11 protein-coding genes and 1 CRISPR repeat array (1 of these 12 running past the window's edge) are annotated in these 16991 nt (G+C 67.5%); of the genes, 5 read left to right on the top strand and 6 right to left on the bottom strand.

Translation table 11 applies throughout. The annotated features are described in order from the left end of the window. Window positions 1-65: 65 nt before the first annotated feature. Window positions 66-1343, bottom strand: a complete 1278-nt coding sequence (locus G5C50_RS22115) for a pyridoxal phosphate-dependent aminotransferase (RefSeq protein WP_206107802.1) — start codon at window positions 1341-1343, stop codon at window positions 66-68. A gap of 265 nt (window positions 1344-1608) precedes the next feature. Between G5C50_RS22115 and G5C50_RS22110 the strand changes: the two genes are divergently transcribed. Beyond that, a complete protein-coding gene (locus G5C50_RS22110) occupies window positions 1609-3075 on the top strand; it encodes a hypothetical protein (protein WP_206107801.1) in 1467 nt (488 codons plus the stop codon). Window positions 3076-3168: 93 nt separating this feature from the next. Here the strand turns inward: G5C50_RS22110 and G5C50_RS22105 are convergent, their stop codons facing one another. Then, on the bottom strand, window positions 3169-6222 hold the full coding sequence (locus G5C50_RS22105; protein WP_165073035.1) for a DUF1553 domain-containing protein: 3054 nt from the start codon (window positions 6220-6222) through the stop codon (window positions 3169-3171). A gap of 260 nt (window positions 6223-6482) precedes the next feature. Between G5C50_RS22105 and G5C50_RS22100 the strand changes: the two genes are divergently transcribed. From G5C50_RS22100 to G5C50_RS22085, 4 genes are all read left to right on the top strand, one after another. Beyond that, the gene (locus G5C50_RS22100; RefSeq protein ID WP_165073034.1) at window positions 6483-7238 is read left to right on the top strand and encodes a hypothetical protein; all 756 of its coding nucleotides are present in this window, start codon (window positions 6483-6485) and stop codon (window positions 7236-7238) included. 257 nt (window positions 7239-7495) lie between these two features. Then, complete coding sequence (locus tag G5C50_RS22095; RefSeq protein ID WP_240907310.1) at window positions 7496-8719, top strand: TolB family protein; 1224 nt, start codon at window positions 7496-7498, stop codon at window positions 8717-8719. Between the two features lie 109 nt (window positions 8720-8828). Continuing rightward, complete coding sequence (locus tag G5C50_RS22090; RefSeq protein WP_165073032.1) at window positions 8829-9491, top strand: hypothetical protein; 663 nt, start codon at window positions 8829-8831, stop codon at window positions 9489-9491. A gap of 107 nt (window positions 9492-9598) precedes the next feature. Then, window positions 9599-10726 (top strand): alkaline phosphatase family protein, encoded by a 1128-nt coding sequence (locus G5C50_RS22085; RefSeq protein ID WP_165073031.1) that lies wholly within the window; start codon window positions 9599-9601, stop codon window positions 10724-10726. Window positions 10727-10732: 6 nt separating this feature from the next. Here the strand turns inward: G5C50_RS22085 and G5C50_RS22080 are convergent, their stop codons facing one another. The 4 genes from G5C50_RS22080 to G5C50_RS22065 form a co-directional block, all read right to left on the bottom strand. Next, window positions 10733-12397, bottom strand: coding sequence for a S1C family serine protease (locus G5C50_RS22080; RefSeq protein ID WP_165073029.1), 1665 nt, complete (start codon window positions 12395-12397; stop codon window positions 10733-10735). Window positions 12398-12629: 232 nt separating this feature from the next. Continuing rightward, window positions 12630-13514, bottom strand: coding sequence for a zf-HC2 domain-containing protein (locus G5C50_RS22075; RefSeq protein ID WP_165073027.1), 885 nt, complete (start codon window positions 13512-13514; stop codon window positions 12630-12632). 9 nt (window positions 13515-13523) lie between these two features. Then, the gene (locus tag G5C50_RS22070; RefSeq protein ID WP_165073025.1) at window positions 13524-14237 is read right to left on the bottom strand and encodes an RNA polymerase sigma factor; all 714 of its coding nucleotides are present in this window, start codon (window positions 14235-14237) and stop codon (window positions 13524-13526) included. 771 nt (window positions 14238-15008) lie between these two features. Continuing rightward, window positions 15009-16814 carry a TlpA family protein disulfide reductase gene (locus tag G5C50_RS22065; RefSeq protein WP_165073023.1) on the bottom strand — a complete coding sequence of 602 codons (1806 nt, stop codon included), beginning with the start codon at window positions 16812-16814 and terminating at the stop codon, window positions 15009-15011. Window positions 16815-16899: 85 nt separating this feature from the next. Further along, a CRISPR array of direct repeats spans window positions 16900-16991; the repeat unit is 28 nt; unit sequence GGCTCGGAAAGGGGTCACTCCTATATCA (it continues 228 nt past the right edge of the window).

The raw sequence follows: 16991 nt of genomic DNA, 5'->3' as shown, positions 1-16991 counted from the left end.
GCGGGCCACCCTCTCCCAGCGGGAGAGGGGACCTGAATTAGGAGGGGTCTTCTCGGAGGGCCACCTCAGCGAAGCGCTTCCTTGAGGCCTCGCAGGACGTAGCGGTTTTCGGACCGGGTGCGGGAGGCGATGCGGATGAACCGGCCGGGCTCCAGGCCCTTCTTGTCGTCGCAGGCGCGGGCGTAGATGCCGCGACGGACGAGCAGGCGGCAGACCAGGTCTTCGGCCGTCATGTCGTCGCGACGCAACTCGACCAGGGCGAAGTTGGCGTGCGTCGGGTAGACGTGGACGCCCGGCAGGGTGGTCAGCGCCTTGAAGAACCGCCGCGAGTGGCGGATGTAGTGGATCCGCTTCCGCTCGTACTCCACCTGGAACTCGGGGCGGGAGTACAGGTCGAAGAAGTACTCGGCCAGGCCCGAGGAGTTCCACAGATAGCCGTTGTCCAGGAGCGTCTTGACCCGTTCCGGGGCCATCACGGCGTACCCGGCGCGGATGCCGGCGACGCCGAAGTCCTTGGACATGCTCTTCACGACCATCAGGTTCGGGAAGCGGTCCAGGTCGCGGGTCAGGGTGCGGTAGCCGAAGCCGTCCCCCTCGCAGGCGAAGTGGATGAAGCTCTCGTCGACGAGGATGTTGGGGACGTCCCGCATCTCCTCCAGCATCGCCACGAGCTTCGCGTGGGGGATGTAGCCGCCGTCGGGGTTGTTGGGATTGATGATGACGACCGTATCGGGCTTCTCGCGACGGACCGTCTCCAGGTACTCGCCGACGTCGAACCGGAAGTCGTCCTCTTTGCGGAGCGTGTTGTAGACGACCTCCGTGTCGGGCCGGGCGAACTCGTGGTAGGCGGAGAAGGTCGGCAGATTCACCAGGACCTTGCCGCCCGTGAAGCGGTGAAGGATCGCCTGGATGATCTCGATGGCCCCGTTGCCGATGAACAGGCGGTCGGCGGAGAGCTTCAGGACGCTCGCCAGCTTGCCCGCGATTACCCGATTCTGGGACGGGTAAAACTCCAGCAGCTTGCGCAGTTTGCCCGGCCGAATGACTTCCCGGTAAAGGTTGTCGAGGAACAGCTCGGTGGCGTAGGGGTTCGAGAGGAAGCAGGCGTCCACCCGCATCCGGAGCTCGGGGATCATCTTGAGGATGGTCGGAGCGCTGGGGGAGTGGGAGCCCGCCTCGCGCTTGAGCTGCTTGAGCCGGTCGGCCAGGGCCGTTTCGCGGGGCGACAGCGGCCCCCGACGAATCACGGGCCGCACGTGGGCTTCCAGCCAGCGAGCCGACACGCCCAGGTCGAACGGCCCGGGCTTCCGCGTCTTCAGGCGATCCGGTGTCTGACCGATCACGTCAACCTCATGGTTCTATGGCGAGTAGGCCGCACGGCGACGACTGCCATCGTCGAGACGTGGGGGGCAGGCCCGCCGACGATGAGGGGCGCTCCAACCCCTTATCGCAACATCCTAGGACGTCTAGGCCTTCTCAGCAAGCACTTGGATTCCTCGACGGCTCTTCACGCCGCCAAGGTCCTCTGGGGACTTGTTCGGGTCCGACGGTCGGGATATTTGTAGCGAAACCCGCGCCAACCACCACCCCCACCGGACCCGCCGAACCATGCGAATCTCCCGCAACCTCTGGTTTCCGTCGGCACTTGCGGCGTTTGCCTGGGCGTTCGTCGCCGCTTCCGAGGCCTTCGCCGCCGATCCCCCGATTCGCGCCGGGGCGGCCGTCGTCGACGCCACGCCGTATCTGGACGAGCCGATCGTGGGCAACTTTGAGACCCCGCCGGCGACCCATCTTCACGACCCGATCCAGGTCCGGGCCCTGGTGCTCGACGACGGCACGACCCGGCTGGCGTTTGCGGTCGTCGACAGCGTCGGCGTCTCGCGGGACGTTTTCGACGCCGCCCGCAAGATCGTCGCCGAGAAGACGGGGATCCCCGAGGGGAACCTGCTGGGCTCGGCCACGCACACGCACTCGGCGACCAGCGGCCGATCCAGGAATCGGCTCACGCCCGACGAGGGCGGCGGCGGGATGAGCGACTACCAGACGTTCCTGGCCCGCCGGATCGCCGACGCCGTTCGGCTGGCTGCGGGGAACCTCGCCCCGGCGCACGTCGGCTGGGGAACGGTTGACGCCCCCGAGCACGTTTTCAACCGCCGTTGGCTGCTCAAGCCGGGGAAGACGGTCAAGAACCCGCTGGGGGGCGTCGACCGGGCTCAGATGAACCCCGGGCGCAACCCTGACCGCCTGGAATATGCCGGCCCCACCGACCCCCAGGTCGCCTTCCTCGCCGTGAAGACGCCGGACGGCCGGCCGATCGCCGTGCTGGCGAATTACTCGCTGCATTACGTCGGCGGGGTGCCGAATGGGCACCTCTCGGCTGATTACTTCGCCGTCTTCGCCCGCAAGTTGGGCGAACGCCTGGGGATCGACCCGCTGCACAACCCGCCGTTCGTCGGGATTCTCTCCAACGGCACGAGCGGCGACGTCAACAACATCGACGTGCAGAATCCACCCGCCGCGCCGATGGCTCCCTACGCCAAGATGGCCCTCGTCGCCGACGACCTGGCCAAGCGCGTGGCCGAGACGTACGCGAAGGTCGAGTTCCGTGAGGGCGCTAAACTCGCCGCGGCGAGCCGGGAACTGGTCTTGAAAGTTCGCAAGCCGACTCCCGAGGAACTGGAATTCGCCAAGGCCGTGCTCGCCAAGCCGACCGACGCTCCGAGGCACCACAACCTGGAGCGGAACTTCGCCCCGCGGACCATCGAACACCTCGACGCCCCCGCCGAGGTGACGATCCTCCTTCAGGCCTTCCGCGTCGGCGACCTGGGGATCGCGGCGATTCCCTTCGAGGTCTTCGCCGAGATGGGCCTGGAAATCAAGGCGAAGAGCCCGTTCAAGCCGACGTTCACCATGGAACTCGCCAACGGCACCTACGGCTATCTTCCCACCCCGCGGCACTTCGAGATCGGCGGGTATGAAACCTGGCTGGGCGTCAACCGCGTCGAGCCCGAAGCCGCCCCCAAGATCACCGCCGTGATCCTGGACCTGTTCAAGGGCCTGAATGCGGCGCGGTGACTTAAGGAGAATGGCGGTTGTAGGGGTGCCCCTCGTGGGCGCCCAACCGCCATCGGATGTCCACGGCGATCAGGGCACCCACAAGGGGTGCCCCTACTTGTTCAGAACCTCGTCCAGATTCAGCACCTCGTTCGCAAGCATCGTCCAGGCGGCGGCTTCGGCGGGGGGGAGGTTGGGGTCGCGGGGGGAATCGCCGACGGCCAGGAGTTTCTCGGCGTCCTCGGGGTGGTCGCGGTAGTAGGCGAACAGGCGGTCGAGCGACTCGCGGACGACGGAGGTTTCCTCAGGGCGGAACGGCCGGGAGAGGGTCCGACGCGCCAGCATGTCGGCGCGGGCCTCGAAGGAAGGGGCGGTCGTCAGCACGCGCTGGGCGAGGGTCCGGGCGGCCTCGACGAACTGGGGGTCGTTGAGGGTGACGAGCGCCTGCAGGGGCGTGTCGGTCCGCTCGCGACGTACGGTGCAGGTCTCGCGGCTGGGGGCGTTGAAGACCTCCAGCGACGCGGGGGGCGCGGCGCGTTTCCAGAAAGTGTACATGCTGCGGCGGTAAAGGCCTTCGCCCTTGTCGGGCTTGTAGTTCCGGGTGTTGCTCTCCGGCATGGCGACGGCCTCCCAGACCCCCTCGGGCTGGTAGGGCCGGACGCTTGGGCCGCCGACCTTTTCGACCAGCAGGCCGGAGGCGGCCAGGGCGTAGTCGCGGATCATCTCGGCGTCCATGCGGAACCTCGGCCCGCGCGACAGGAGCCGGTTCCCCGGGTCCTTCTCCAGCTTCTCGGGCGTCGCCGCGGCCGACTGACGATAGGTCGACGACGTGACCAGCAGCTTGAAGAACCGCTTCATGTCCCATCCCGACTCGCGGAACTCGACGGCCAGCCAGTCGAGCAACTCGGGGTTGATGGGGAGTTCGCCGCTGACGCCCAGGTCGCCGGCCGTCCGAACGATCCCCTGACCGAAGACCTCCTGCCAGAAGCGGTTGACCGTCACGCGGGTCGTGAGCGGATGCTCCGGCCGCAAGAGCCACTCGGCGAAGCCCAGCCGATTGCGCGGGAGTTCCTCGGACATCGGCGGCAGGGCGGCGGGGGTGGTCGGCTTGAGCGGATCCCGACGCTGGTCGTACTGGCCTCGATAGAGGAGGAAGGCCCCGGCGGCCTCCGATTTTTCCTTCATCACGTAGGCGACCGTTCCGCGTTCCTTGATGGCTTCGCGTTCCTTATCCAGCGCGGCGAGGCCGGCCCGGAGGTCGCGCGAGGAGGGATCGCGGTTCGCCAGCCACCAGGCGAAGACGGCGTCGGTTTCGGCGGCGGTGCGACGGTCGGCGGGCTTGGCGAGCAAGGCCCAGGCGCGGCCCAGCCCCGCGAGGTCGGCGGCCTCGTCGGCGGAAAGGGCCCGGGCGTGGACGCGGACCTCGGCGATCCCCACGCCCGCCAGCACGCCGCCGACGTTCCGTCGGCCGACCTTCAGCGGCACGCTCGTCCGGATGGTCCCCTTGAGCTTGTCGCTGGTGATCCGCGCCGGCTTCTCCTGGCCGTCGACGTAGATCTTCACGCCGGCGCCCTTGCCGGAACCGTCGTACGTCACCAGGACGTGGGTCCAGACGTCGGCCGGGACGTCGTCGGCGGTCATCACGCGGAGGGCGTCGTTAGGCCAGGTGTTGATGATGTGGGTGCCGACCTTCCGGCCGTCGATCCAGAGGTCCCAGCCGCGATGAGTTTTGGGGTCGTCCATCCGAGCGACGACCGAACCCGTCGAGCCCTTCGCCGGCAGCTTGATCCAGGCCCCGTAGGAGAAGCCGCGATCCTTCTCGAAGTCCCCCGCCTCGGCCGACTCAAAGGCCACGCGGGGCATACCCTCGCCGCGATCGGGAAGGCCGACGACGAGCGTCTGGTCCTTCGTCGGCAGCATGGCGGCGATCGTCTCGGCCGTTTGGGGGGCGAGCCAGCCGTCGAACTCGCCGCGGGCGGCCTTCGCGCGGGTGTTGAGGGCCTCATTCGCGGCCGTGATCAGGCCGGGCAGTTCGCCCCAGCGCCTGGCGTCCTCGGGACGGGGAACGGGCTCGATGGGCGACGAGTCCTTGACGTTGCCGTCGTACGCCGGCTGGGTGACGTTGTTGAAGAACGCGGAGAGCGAGTAGAACTCGCGCTGGGGGAGCGGGTCGAACTTGTGGTCGTGGCAGACCGCGCAGCCGACGGTCATCCCCAGAAAGACCTGGCCAACGGTCTCGGTCCGGTCGCGGGTGTAGCCGACGAGGTTCTCCTCGGCGATCGTACCCCCTTCGTTGGTCGACATCCCGCAGCGGCAGAAGCCCGAGGCCACCCGCTGCGCCAGCGAGGGGTCGGGGAGCAGATCGCCGGCGAGTTGTTCGATGGTGAAGCGGTCGAAGGGCATGTTGGCGTTGAAGGCCTCGACGACCCAGTCGCGGTACGACCACATCTCGCGGTAGTTGTCGAAGTGGAAGCCGTGGGTGTCGGCGTATCGGGCGGCGTCGAGCCAGTATCGGCCTCGGTGCTCGCCCCAGGCGGGCGACTCCAGCAGGGAGTCGACGTACTTCTCGTAGGCGTCCGGAGCGGCGTCGGCGACGTACGCCTCGACGCGCTCCGGCTTCGGCGGCAGGCCGGTGAGGTCCAGGCTGAGGCGGCGGGCGAGCGTCCGGCGGTCGGCCTCGGGCGCGGGCTTCAGCCCCTTCGCTTCGAGCGCGGCGAGGATGAACGCGTCGATCGGGTTGCGGCCCCACGAGGCGTCGGCGACCTTGGGCGGGGTCGGCCGCGTCGGCGCGATCAGCGACCAGTGGGGTTGGTACTCGGCCCCCTGGGCGATCCAGCGCTTGAGCACGTCCTTCTGCTCGGCCGTCAGCGTCTTATGCGACGACGGCGGCGGCATCATCTCCTTCTTGTCCGTCGAATCGATCCGCTCGACGAGCGTGCTCTCGCCGGGCTTGCCGGGCTCGACCGCCCCCATTTCGACGGCGTCCTCGCGACGGTCTAGCCGGAGGTCGGCCTTGCGCGCGGCCGAGTCGGGCCCGTGGCAGGCGAAGCAGTTCTCGGCCAGGATCGGGCGGACGTCGCGGTTGTACTGGAGCTGGGCGTCGGCCGCGAACACGGGCGCGGCGAGACTCAGCAGGAGGGCGACGGAAGGTCCGCAGAGTCGGCTCATCACGAGTCTCCCTGGGCGGGAAGGGTGGTGGGGCCTCAGGCCGGTCGGGGCCGATCGAGGTCAAGGGGGGCGTCGCACGACCGCCCGCCAGTGGGCGTCTCGCGCAATGGCGGGCGCCCGGATCCATCAATCGTCACGATAGCCTTGTCGATCGCCCCTTGCCACTGGATTCCGCCTGCGGGCGTGCGTCCTTGTGCGACTCCGACGGATCTCCTACGATGTGGCGTCCTCGTCCCTCCCACCCCCAACGCGAGCCAAACATGAGCGTACATCGGATTCCAGCCGGTCTGATCGCCGCCGTTCTCGCCGCCTCCGCCTCCTCGTCGTTCGCCGCCGAGCCGCCGGCGATTCCGGCGGAAACGATCGCCGTGAAGAAGGAGCTGCTGTTCGCCGACGACTTCGAGGGGCAGCCCGACAAGGCCTGGCACAAGGTCGTCCCCACGTTCGCCTTTGAGGGGGGCGTGCTGAAGGGGACGCAGACGCGGGATAAGAACATCCCGGCGGCCGACGGCAAGCCGGCGGTTACCGCCCATGCGGCGGTCCACGGGCTGAGCGTGCCGACGAAGGACAGCATCGTGGAGGTCAAGATCCGCTTTGACGGCGCCACGATGATCGACGTCGAGTTCGACGACCGCGAGTACAAGGGGTCGCACTACGGCCACATCTGCCGCGCCGTGGCCCGGCTGAACGGGATCACCCTGATCGACGAGCGCGACGGCGGCATGCGCAACGACGTCTACGAGATGCGCAAGGACCCCGCCCGCAAGGCCGAGGCCGCCAAGCTGGTCGCCGGCAAGAGCGTCACCTTCCCCGCCAAGTTCGAGACTGGCAAGTGGTACACGATGGTCGTCGAGACCGTCGGCGACGAGATGCGGGTGACGATCGACGGCAAGCCCTCCGGCTACCTGAAGTCGTCCGGGATCGGCCACGCCACCAAGTCCAAGATCGAGCTGGGCGTCGCCGGCAAGGACGGCTGCTTCGACGACATCAAGGTCTGGAACGCCGCGAAGCCTTGAACCGCCGACGGCGGGAACGAAGAACGGTCTTCCCCCCTCGCGGGGGAAGACAGATCGCAGAGCGATCAGATGAGGGGGGACGACCGCCGTCGCATGCGCATCCGGTGGATCGCTCTCAAGGCGACGCCGATCCCCCCTCATCCGGCCCTTCGGGCCACCTTCCCCCGCGAGGGGGGAAAGCCGTTATGGCTGTCTCCGTCATCGATTGGCAACCGTCAGAAGAGCGTTGGTCGTCATCGAGACGGGAGAGTAGTCCAATGGCCGGATCGCAACCATTCGCTGTGACGCGTCGGGCTTTCCTCGGAGCGGCATCGCTGGCGGTTGCCCTTGGCTCCCGGGCGAGCGGCGACTCGACCCTTCGCAAGCCGTCCCGCTTCCTGTTCACGTCGCGAGGGAAGACCGGCCTCTTCGACGGCGAGAAGGTCCGCGACCTGGACTTCCAATCGCCGACGCAGCAAGCCACCTGGCAGCCGACGGGGACTCTCCGGGACGGCCGCCTCCTCTTGCTGAGCATGGAACCCCGGCGCGACGGGCCGGGGCGTCCCTTCGGGGAGTACTACACTCAGACTCCCACCCACATCTGGGCCTATGACCTGGAGGGGGGCTCGCTCCAGGAGCTTTGCACGAAGGACCGGCTCGCCCCGTTCGTCACGCCGGCGCTGGTGCTGGGGGAGGACCGGCTGCTCGTGCAGGTCGTCCGGAAGAACGTCGGGCAGATCTTCAGCGTCAAGCTCGACGGCTCGGACCCCCGCGAATTCACGAAGGCCGGGGAAGGGCTCCCGTACGGCCTGAGCCTGCACCCCGACGGGCGTCGCGTGGCGTTCCACCTGGCGAGTCCGGCCGGATACCAGGTCTGGACCAGCGACCTCGAAGGCGGGGACCGCAGGCTTGTGGCGGCGAAGGAGGGGCACCTCTACTTCGGCACCTCGTGGTCGCCCGACGGTCGGCACGTCCTCTACGTCGACTGCACGCCGGGGACCGACCCTGGCCACGACTGGGCCGACGTCTGCATCGGCCCCGAGCATCGCGTCCTCACGACCGGCGGCTCGATGTGGTTCGCGGCGACCTACGGCGACCCGAACACACGCGGCGGCGGCTCCAATACGCCCGCCTGGACGCGCGACGGCCGCATCCTCTTCCCGCGCCGGCTGCCCGACTCCAGGGTCGCCTGGGAGTATCAGGCCCAACGCCCCGACGTCGACCACTTCAACCGCGATTACAAGCCGGACCTCGCCCGAGGAGGGACCGAGATCGTCCGCCTCGATCCGAAGGACGGCGCAATCGCCTCGCTAACTCACAACAACCCGCCCGCGTGGGATTTCCGGGCGAGCGAGTCGCCCGACGGCGAGTCCATCGTCTTCTGTCGCGCGAAGGTCGGCGAGGCCCCCGCGATCTGGCTGATGGGCGCCGACGGGACAAATCCAAGGTTGATCACGCGAGGCGTCGACGATCTCGGCGCCGACCACCCGCGGTGGTTCTGAGAGGCTCTTGCCACGAGACACGGGGGCGACGATGAGAAAGCGGGCGGCTCAATTCTTGCGAAAGGCCCTGGGCCTTGGCCGTCCCTCGCCCAGTACACGGCTCGGGCGCGTGCTGCAGCGCGTTCGGCGTCTGAGCGTGCTGATAGCGCTGGCGTACGCCTTCCTCCACGTCTATCCCCAGATGCTCTTCGCCCACAGCATCAGCGAACGAGGCGTCACCCTCTACTCGACCCGGCCGATCCCCGCGAGCGCCGCCGAACGGCTGGCGAAGGCCCGCGACCTGATCGACCGCAGCGAACTATCCGCGCCCGGCCGACGAGAGCGGATCTTCCTGTGCAACTCGCCCTGGCTCTATCGCCTGTTCGCGCCCCTCAGCGGCGGGGCGTTCGCGGTCTCCATCGTGCTGACCGACAACGTGTTCGTCGCCTCGGCCGACATCGACGCCGACGTGGCCTACAGCCGCGCCCCGGAGTACAACAGCCGTGCTTTCTCCGGCCTGATCGCCCACGAAGCGACCCACGGCCTGATCCGCCGACGCCTGGGGCTCTGGCGATCCTTGCGGCTCCCCAACTGGATCGTCGAGGGCTATTGCGACTACGTGGCCGGCGGAGGCAGCTTCCCGGAGGAGGAAGGGAACCGGATCCTCGCCGCCGGCGAGACTCATCCCTCCCACTCCTTCCGCTACTTCAGGTACCGCAAGAAGGTCGCCCAACTCATCGAAGACCAGGGATTGACGTTCGACGCGTTGGCGGAGCAGGGCGACCTCCCCTGAGAGTTGAACGACCGCCGTGGATCGGTTCCAATTGGACGGCCGTTCCGGTTTCGTCCGCTCCATCGCGCCTGCCGTCTACCTTCGAACTCCACACCGGGATTCTCTCCATGAGCCTCCTCCGCATCGCGACCGCGATCCTGACCCTCGGCGTGACGTCCGCCGCCCTGGCCGACGACGCGCCGAGCCCCTCGACACCGGCATTGGCGAAGACCCGGACGAAGAACGTGATTTTGGTCATGTCCGACGGCCTGCGTTGGCAGGAGGTCTTCGGCGGGGCCGACCGCGCGCTGTTGACCAAGAAGGAAGGGGGCCTGGCTCACCCCGAGGCGACGAAGGCGGCGTTCGACCGCGAGACCGTTCAGGCTCGTCGCGAGGCCCTTCTCCCGTTCATCACGAAGGTCGTGGCAAAGCAGGGGAGGCTCTATGGCGACGTCGGCGGCGAGAGCCGCGTCACGAATGGCAAGGCTTTCTCCTATCCCGGTTACAACGAGGTCTTCACGGGCTTCGGCGACCCACGCATCGACAGCAACAACAAGTTCGACAACCCCAACGTCACCGTCTTCGAGTGGCTCAACGCCAAGCCCGGGTTTCACGGCAAGGTCGCGGCTTACGGTTCCTGGGACGTCTTCCCGTACATCCTCAACCGCAACCGCAGCGGCCTGAAGATCGTCGCCTGCTGGGAGCCCCCCACGGGCGAGAACCTCACCCCGGCCGAGAAGATGCTCGGCGAGATCAACGCCAACGTCCACCGCACCTGGCCCGAATGCGGCTATGACGTCTTCACCTACTACGCCGCGCTGGAGAACCTCAAGCGCGAGAAACCCCGCGTCACGTTCATCGGCCTGGGCGAGACCGACGAGTTCGCCCACGGCGGCCGGTACGATCAATATCTCACCTCGGCCCGCAAGTTCGACCAGTACGTTGAAGAGCTGTGGAAGACCGTGCAGGCCATGCCCGAATACAAGGACCAGACGACCCTGATCCTGACCACCGACCACGGCCGCGGCGACGCCCCCGTCGAGTGGAAGTCGCACGGCGAGAAGATCAAGGGCGCCGATCGGATCTGGGTCGGCGTCCTCGGCCCCGACACGCCTCCGCAGGGGGATTCGCCGTCGCTGACCGCCAACCAGAACCAGATCGCCGCGACGCTTGCCGCGCTTCTCGGCGAGGACTACAACGCCTACCAGCCCAAGGCGGGGCCGGTCATCCCCTCCGCCCTGGGGGCGGGCCGCTGAGAAGTCTCACGGGGCGTCGGGTTGGGGGGCGGCCACGGTCGTCGAACGCTGCTGCTCCAGTTGCTCGATCCGACGCTCCAACTGCTCGATCCGCTCGGCGACCGCGCGGGGGAGCGGCGGCTGAAGCTCGTCGCCTCGCGGCGGCGGGATCGGGCCGTCCTGGTGCTTCGGTTGAGGCTGATCGGGAGTCGGCGACGGCACCGCCTGAGGACCCGGCGGCGCGGCGACGACGGCCGAGGTGGGGACGACGTCGGGCGACGCCGCCGCTGCGTCTTTCGGCTTCTCGGCCTCGGCCGTGACGGGAGGAGCGGCCGCGGGACGGGGAGCCTCGGGGCGTCGGGTCGTCTGGATCCAGACGCTGCGCTGCTGGCGCCGGGGGCCGTCGCCGTGGATGACCTCCAGTCGGACGAATTTCTCGGCCGGAGTCAGGTCGAGCCGCTCGGTCAGTTCGTGGGCGGTGTGGATCGGCCGGCCGTCGAACGAGACGATGCGCTCGCCCGCCTGGAGGCTGCCGCGAGCCGCCGGGGTGTCGGGGAGGACTTCACGGAGGCCGGCGCCTTCAGGACCCTCCGCGGCCGTCGAATCGGGCTCGAACCGGACGCCCAGAAACGCGCGGTCGACCCGTCCCCGTTCGTGGAGCTGTGAGGCGATCCAGAGGGCCGTGTCGGCCGGGATGGCGAAGCCCAGTTCGGAGCCTGCGGAGCCAACGGCGACGGCTCCGGAGCCAGCGCCGGAGCCGGCCTCGGGCTGAGCGGCGGGGGCCAGGCCGCCTCGGATCAGGCCCAGCCACTGGCCCCGGTAGTTGACCACAGCCGCCCCGTTGTCGCCGGCGAACAGCGGGGTCTGGATCTGGATCGTGCCGTTGAGCTGAAGGCCCCGGATCTTCACCGAGCGATCGAGCCCGGAGACCTGGCCTCGGCTGACGGAATGGCCCAGGCCGAAAGGGTTGCCGACGACGAAGACCTGCCCTCCCAGGGGGGGAGCGTCGGAAGCCGGGCGGATCGACCGCAGGACGTTGCCGGGGATCTGCAAGAGGGTCAGGCCGGTCTCAGGGTCGGCGGCGATCCAGTGCGCGGCGTGGCGCCGGCCGAAGACGTCGCGGGCGATGATCGTGGAGGCTGCGCCGGGCTCGCTGGGGGGGCGTTCGATGCCGACCGAGAGAACCTCGCCCCGACGGCCGTCGACGACCACGCCGACCGCTGCGCCTCGGGCGTCGGCGGCGCCGCCGGAGGCCGTGTACTCGATGGCCACGACCGACTCGCGGGCGCGGGCCATGCCGGCGGCCATTCGGCGCTCCAGCCGCTCCATGGCCCCGAACAGGGCCTCGTCCTCCTCCTCCTCGGGATCCCGGCGACGCCCGGCGAAGGCCAGGTCGCTCTTGGTCGTTGAGGCTGGAACTTCGGTCGCCGGCCGGGGAGAAGGGGGGGAAGCCGGCTTCGCGGCCCCGATGGTCGGCGGAGTTTCGACGGCCGCCTTGGCCTGGGGGGCCTCCACCGGGGTCGGCTTGGCCGTCGCGGACGGCTTCAACAGCCGGTCGAGTGGCTTGGCCGCCGGCTTGGGAGGCTCTGGGACGCGTCGCGCGGTGATCGCCAGGACCAGGGCGGCGAAAAACAGGCCGCTGGCCAGCCAGAGCGTCAGGCGGTTCTGGACCGAGGCGTCCCGACTGTCCATGAGGGCGGATTCTCAGGGTGATGGACGAACACGCTCAATTCCGCGGAGAGGTACTCCTGTGGACCGAGTCGCGACCCAGTCTGGAGAGGGCCGAGCTTTCCGCAGACTGGGTCGCGACCCAGCCTCCAGGAACGGCGAAAGTCCCTCGGCCGATAGTGCAAGAATAGGACCTGAACTCAAGAGCGCCAACCGCGCCGCCCCGCACCGGCGCGGGGCGTGAACCAAATGGGAATCAATAGGCCGGCTTGCCGACCCGGGCGTCGGGAGGCATGGGGACGCCGCGATCGAGGTCGAAACGGACGGCGGTGGGCAGGGGAGCCGGGACGGATCGGGCGGCCTGGTCGACGTCGACGCCGCGGCCGTCGGGCTCGCGGAGGGGAGGAAGCGTGTTCTGCGCCAGGCTTCGGGCGTCGAGGACGGCCAGATCGGCGGGGCCAGAGGAGGCGAGAACCCCGATCGCCTCGGCCCGGGAAGGCGTGACGACCAGCGGAACGGACTCGGCCTGAACCGGGGCCGTGACCTGGAGCGGGGCGGCGGCGGCGGCGATTCGCGCCTCGTGCTCGTCGCGGGAGGTCTGGGCCAGCGAGTACCCGACGACGGCCGCCAGCAGGGCTGCGGCGGCCAGCGCGCCGGCGAGTCCAGCGGCGGGCTGAAGAAGACGATCGCAGGCGACGGCGGCGCGCTGAGGGTCGAACCAGCGGCGAAGCCGTTCCGGAACCTCCTCGCGGGCGGTGTCTTCGGTCCAGACCAGTTGCAGGGGGAGTTCGTCGAGGACGCTCGCCGCGCGGGCCGCGGCGTGGTTCAACGGGTTGCGCGTCCGGGCTTCGGCGGCCTGGATCCGCGCCTGAAGCGCCGGCCATAGCGAGGGGGCGCCGGGGCCGATCGGCGGCTCGACGGCCGCGGCCGACAGGGCGTCGAACGCCCGGGTCTGGCTCTCGCGACGGGCGAGGCAAGCCGGGCAGCCGGCCAGGTGGGCCTCAACGGCTCGACGTTCCTGGGGGGCCAGGGCGGCTTCCGTCTCAGGGGCGGGCGCGAGGGAGTCGGCGTCCGTCTCCGCCAGCATCGGCAGTCGGTCGCGAACCCAGGCGCACGCTTTGTCGTCCGGCGTTTTCGTCATGGTCGATGGTCAGCCGTCCGTGGCTGCCTCCTGCGCCGCATCCTGGCGACGCTCCCAGATTTGGCGAAACCTCTCCCGCGCCTTCGACAGGCGCCAGCGGATCGTCGCCTCTCGTCTTCCCACGATCGCGGCCACTTCCGACGACGAGAACCCTTCCAGGTCGCGGAGCACCAGGATGGTTCGGTACGACAGCGGAAGTTGGGCCAGGATGAACTGAACTTCCTGAGCCAGCTCGGCCCGGACGCGGGGGTCAGGGTCGGGCGGGTCATAGGGGACGCCTTCGTCGCCGTGGACCCGATCCAGCGACCCGGGGGGCGGCTCGCCCCGCCCGCGCCGAAGCTGATCCAGGCCCAGGTTGACGCCGATGCGGAACAGCCAGGGGCCGAAGCGCCTCCCCGTGTCGAAACGATCCAGCCGGTTGTACACCCGCCAGAACGTCTCTTGCGCCAGGTCGCGGGCGATCTCGGGATCGCGGACGAGCCGCGTCAGCACCCGGATCAGCTTCCGCTCGTAGCGCCTCACGAGAACGCCGAAGGCCGCGTGGTCGCCTCGCCGCACCCGCTCGACGAGCCAGGCGTCGTTGAGGTTCCCCTCGTCGTCCAGGGGCGTCGGCTCGACCGCCGCCACGTCAGACGCAACGCCAGGCCCGTTCAGGAGTTCGCTTCGCCCGTCGGCGTCCGCCTCGGGCGATGAAGGGATGACGTTTCCGACCCGTTTCCGCATCGCGCCATCTCCCCACAAATCTTGTTACGCCCCGAGAGGCCGGTGGCGTTGGAAGATTTCGCCGGTCTCCGGATTCGGCGATCCTCGCCGAGGGGGCCGGCTGCGCCCCCTGAATGATCGGAACCCCACACGGCCTTGTCAACAACCCCGACGGCGTTGGCTTCGTTCCCAGCCGGGCGTGACCGGAGCCATTCGACGGAACTCTCGATGAGGAAACGCTTTGTTTATGGAAAATCCGCCCTGGGCGTTGGGTTCGTTCGGCCGATTTCAACGCAAAGACCGGACCGTTTCGTCCTCGATCTTTGCCACCAACCTCGGAGGCGGCCTGGTCGGTCCCTCCATTGAGATACCATACGACCAAAAGGCCCATTTTGGTTCTGGACGGCCGTCCTCACCACGCGACTTCTGACTGCGATTCGTGAGAGTGTTGTTTTTTCAACACTCCTCGCCCACTTCTGTCTGTCCGAAGTTGTTTCCGGATTGAAAGTTGGGCTCGGGTGCCATGGCCACGCTTGCGTGGCCATGCGATCGGCGTCGGTCACGCAGTCGCCCAAGTCGGTTCATGACCACGCGAGCGTGGCCACGGTGCCCAGGTTTATCCTACTTCGGTGCCGCTGAGCGGGGATTGCCTTGCGACCTTCAGAGTGAGGAGGCAAAAGGGGAGGCGTTCCGAAAGGGGATTTCTCAGCGATTGGTGGATCTGGGCTGTCCACGGTTCGGAGCATCAGCCGTGAAAAAGTCCCAGGGGCGGATCTTTCGCTCCCGTTGAACTCAGGGAGCGGCGGGAGGCAGGACGCGATCGATCAAGGCATCCAGGGCGCCGGGAGTCCTCGCACTCGCCTTTCCCACAATGACACCATCTGGACCAATAACCAGGGTGGAGGGAAATGAGTCAATCTCGTATCGGTCGCAGGTGATTCCGCGGCCGGTCCCTGGATCGTCCTTCGGTAGGTCTGGGGAAGGCGCGTCGACGGCGACCCGGAACGGCAGGTCGCGTCCATTCCAGGCCAGCCTCTTGACACCTGCCAACTCGCGATCATAGGCCGCTCTGGTTTGGATCGACTGGTCGTGGAGAGCCAGGATGACGACCGGCCGATCCTTGTAACGATCCTGAAGCTTCATCAAATCGGGCATGGAGCCGACGCAGGGGCCGCACCAGTAGCCCCAGAAGTCCAGAACGACGACCTTGCCGCGAAAGTCCGCCAGCCGGACCGGGTTGCCAGTGTCGAGGTCCCGGGCGTCGATCTCCGGAGCAGGCTTGCCGACAAGCTTGAGTAGCAGCGGCGCGGGCAATGATTGCTTCGGCAGCGTCAGGGGGGCACCGCCGGCTGGTACGTCGAAGTCGATCGTCGTCTCTTCAAGCACTTTCATGCTAACAGGATCTCTTGAAGACACAAACAAGCGGTAGCGTCCCTCGGGGCAATAGGTCTCCAACATGTTGCCGTCCCGTCGCCCCCAGTCCCCGAGCATCGACATGACTTGCCCGCTCTGGTTATTCCATCGAACTGGAATGTACAAAAGCCAGTTACCCTCGTACCTACCCGCGGGGGAAGTGACTTCATGCTCCAATGGAATTCGGACATGACTCGCCGACTTCAAAACAACTTCGTGAAATGGAGGTGAGTCGTTGAGATCTATGCCCAGGAAAGCCATGTGCTTCAGTGTCTCGTCGCCAAAGCATAAAGCTACTGGAACGATCATGAACTTGTTCGTCCGATCCATCCCCTTGGTTGACAGGTGAATGGGCGGCCTGACATCGAAAAGGCCCTGATCGTCGGTCGCTCCCTTGTCATCGAAGTTGGTGATGCCGCCCAGGAAAAGCGACTGTTGATCCCCCGGTAACTTCTCATCGTATTCGTAGTACATTCGGCAGCCGATCCGCACGCCTTTGAGCGGAGCGCCGGCCGGATCGACGACACGGCCCCGAATAGGGTCGAACATGGGAACGGCAACCTCGGTTGGACCGTCCGCGGAGGCTCGGAACGAGAAACTGATAGGCAAGTAATTCCGTGAGGACACATTCATGCCGAAGCCAATTCCAGGGGGCATGCTGACCCGGCAACGTCCTTCGGGGTCGGTCTGGAGGAGCGTCCAGTCGATCCTCCCCGCAAGTTGCACCTGAACGTCGGCCCCTCCAACCGGCTGGCTGCGTCGGTCGACGAATTTGAAGGCCGTCGTTTTCCACGCCTCGGGGGTGAGTCGCAGATCGAGGGCCACGGATTCGGATCCGACGGTCGGTCGCCCCTCCTCAACGCGGAAACCGGGCGCGGCCATGATATACCTTAGCGCGAGCGAGGCCGGGGGGATCTGGCTTGCGAACAAGGCGTCCTGGAACTCGATGCGGTATCTCCCGTCGGGACCGAGCTTTGTGGTCGTCTCCTTGGAAAAGTCCCCGGCCGTCGCCAATTTCCCAGTAATGGAGACGTACAGGCTGCCCTGAGTAACGGGATGTCCGTCCAGGTCGACGACAGAGCCCTGGATGGTCACCGTCCTCGCCGCTGCATCCTCGGCTCGACCCTCATCGGCAACAAACGCTGCGGCGACGAAAACGAGTAGTGTTGTCAGGCGGTAAACCATCAAAAAGGTCTCCAGATTTAGGCGGATATCACATCGGTTCGATTCGGTGAAGATTGTACCTAGTCACGGGCTGGAAACCATTTGAGGCTCGGAAAGGGGTCACTCCTATATCACCAGGAAAAATAGGTGGTCTAGGGGGGCTCGGAAAGGGGTCACTCCTATATCACCAGGAAAAAT

Origin of the sequence: Paludisphaera rhizosphaerae, from assembly GCF_011065895.1 — a bacterium.
Classification (GTDB): domain Bacteria; phylum Planctomycetota; class Planctomycetia; order Isosphaerales; family Isosphaeraceae; genus Paludisphaera; species Paludisphaera rhizosphaerae.
Note: the sequence above shows the minus strand (reverse complement) of the source record. Positions and strands in the feature narration are given on the sequence as shown.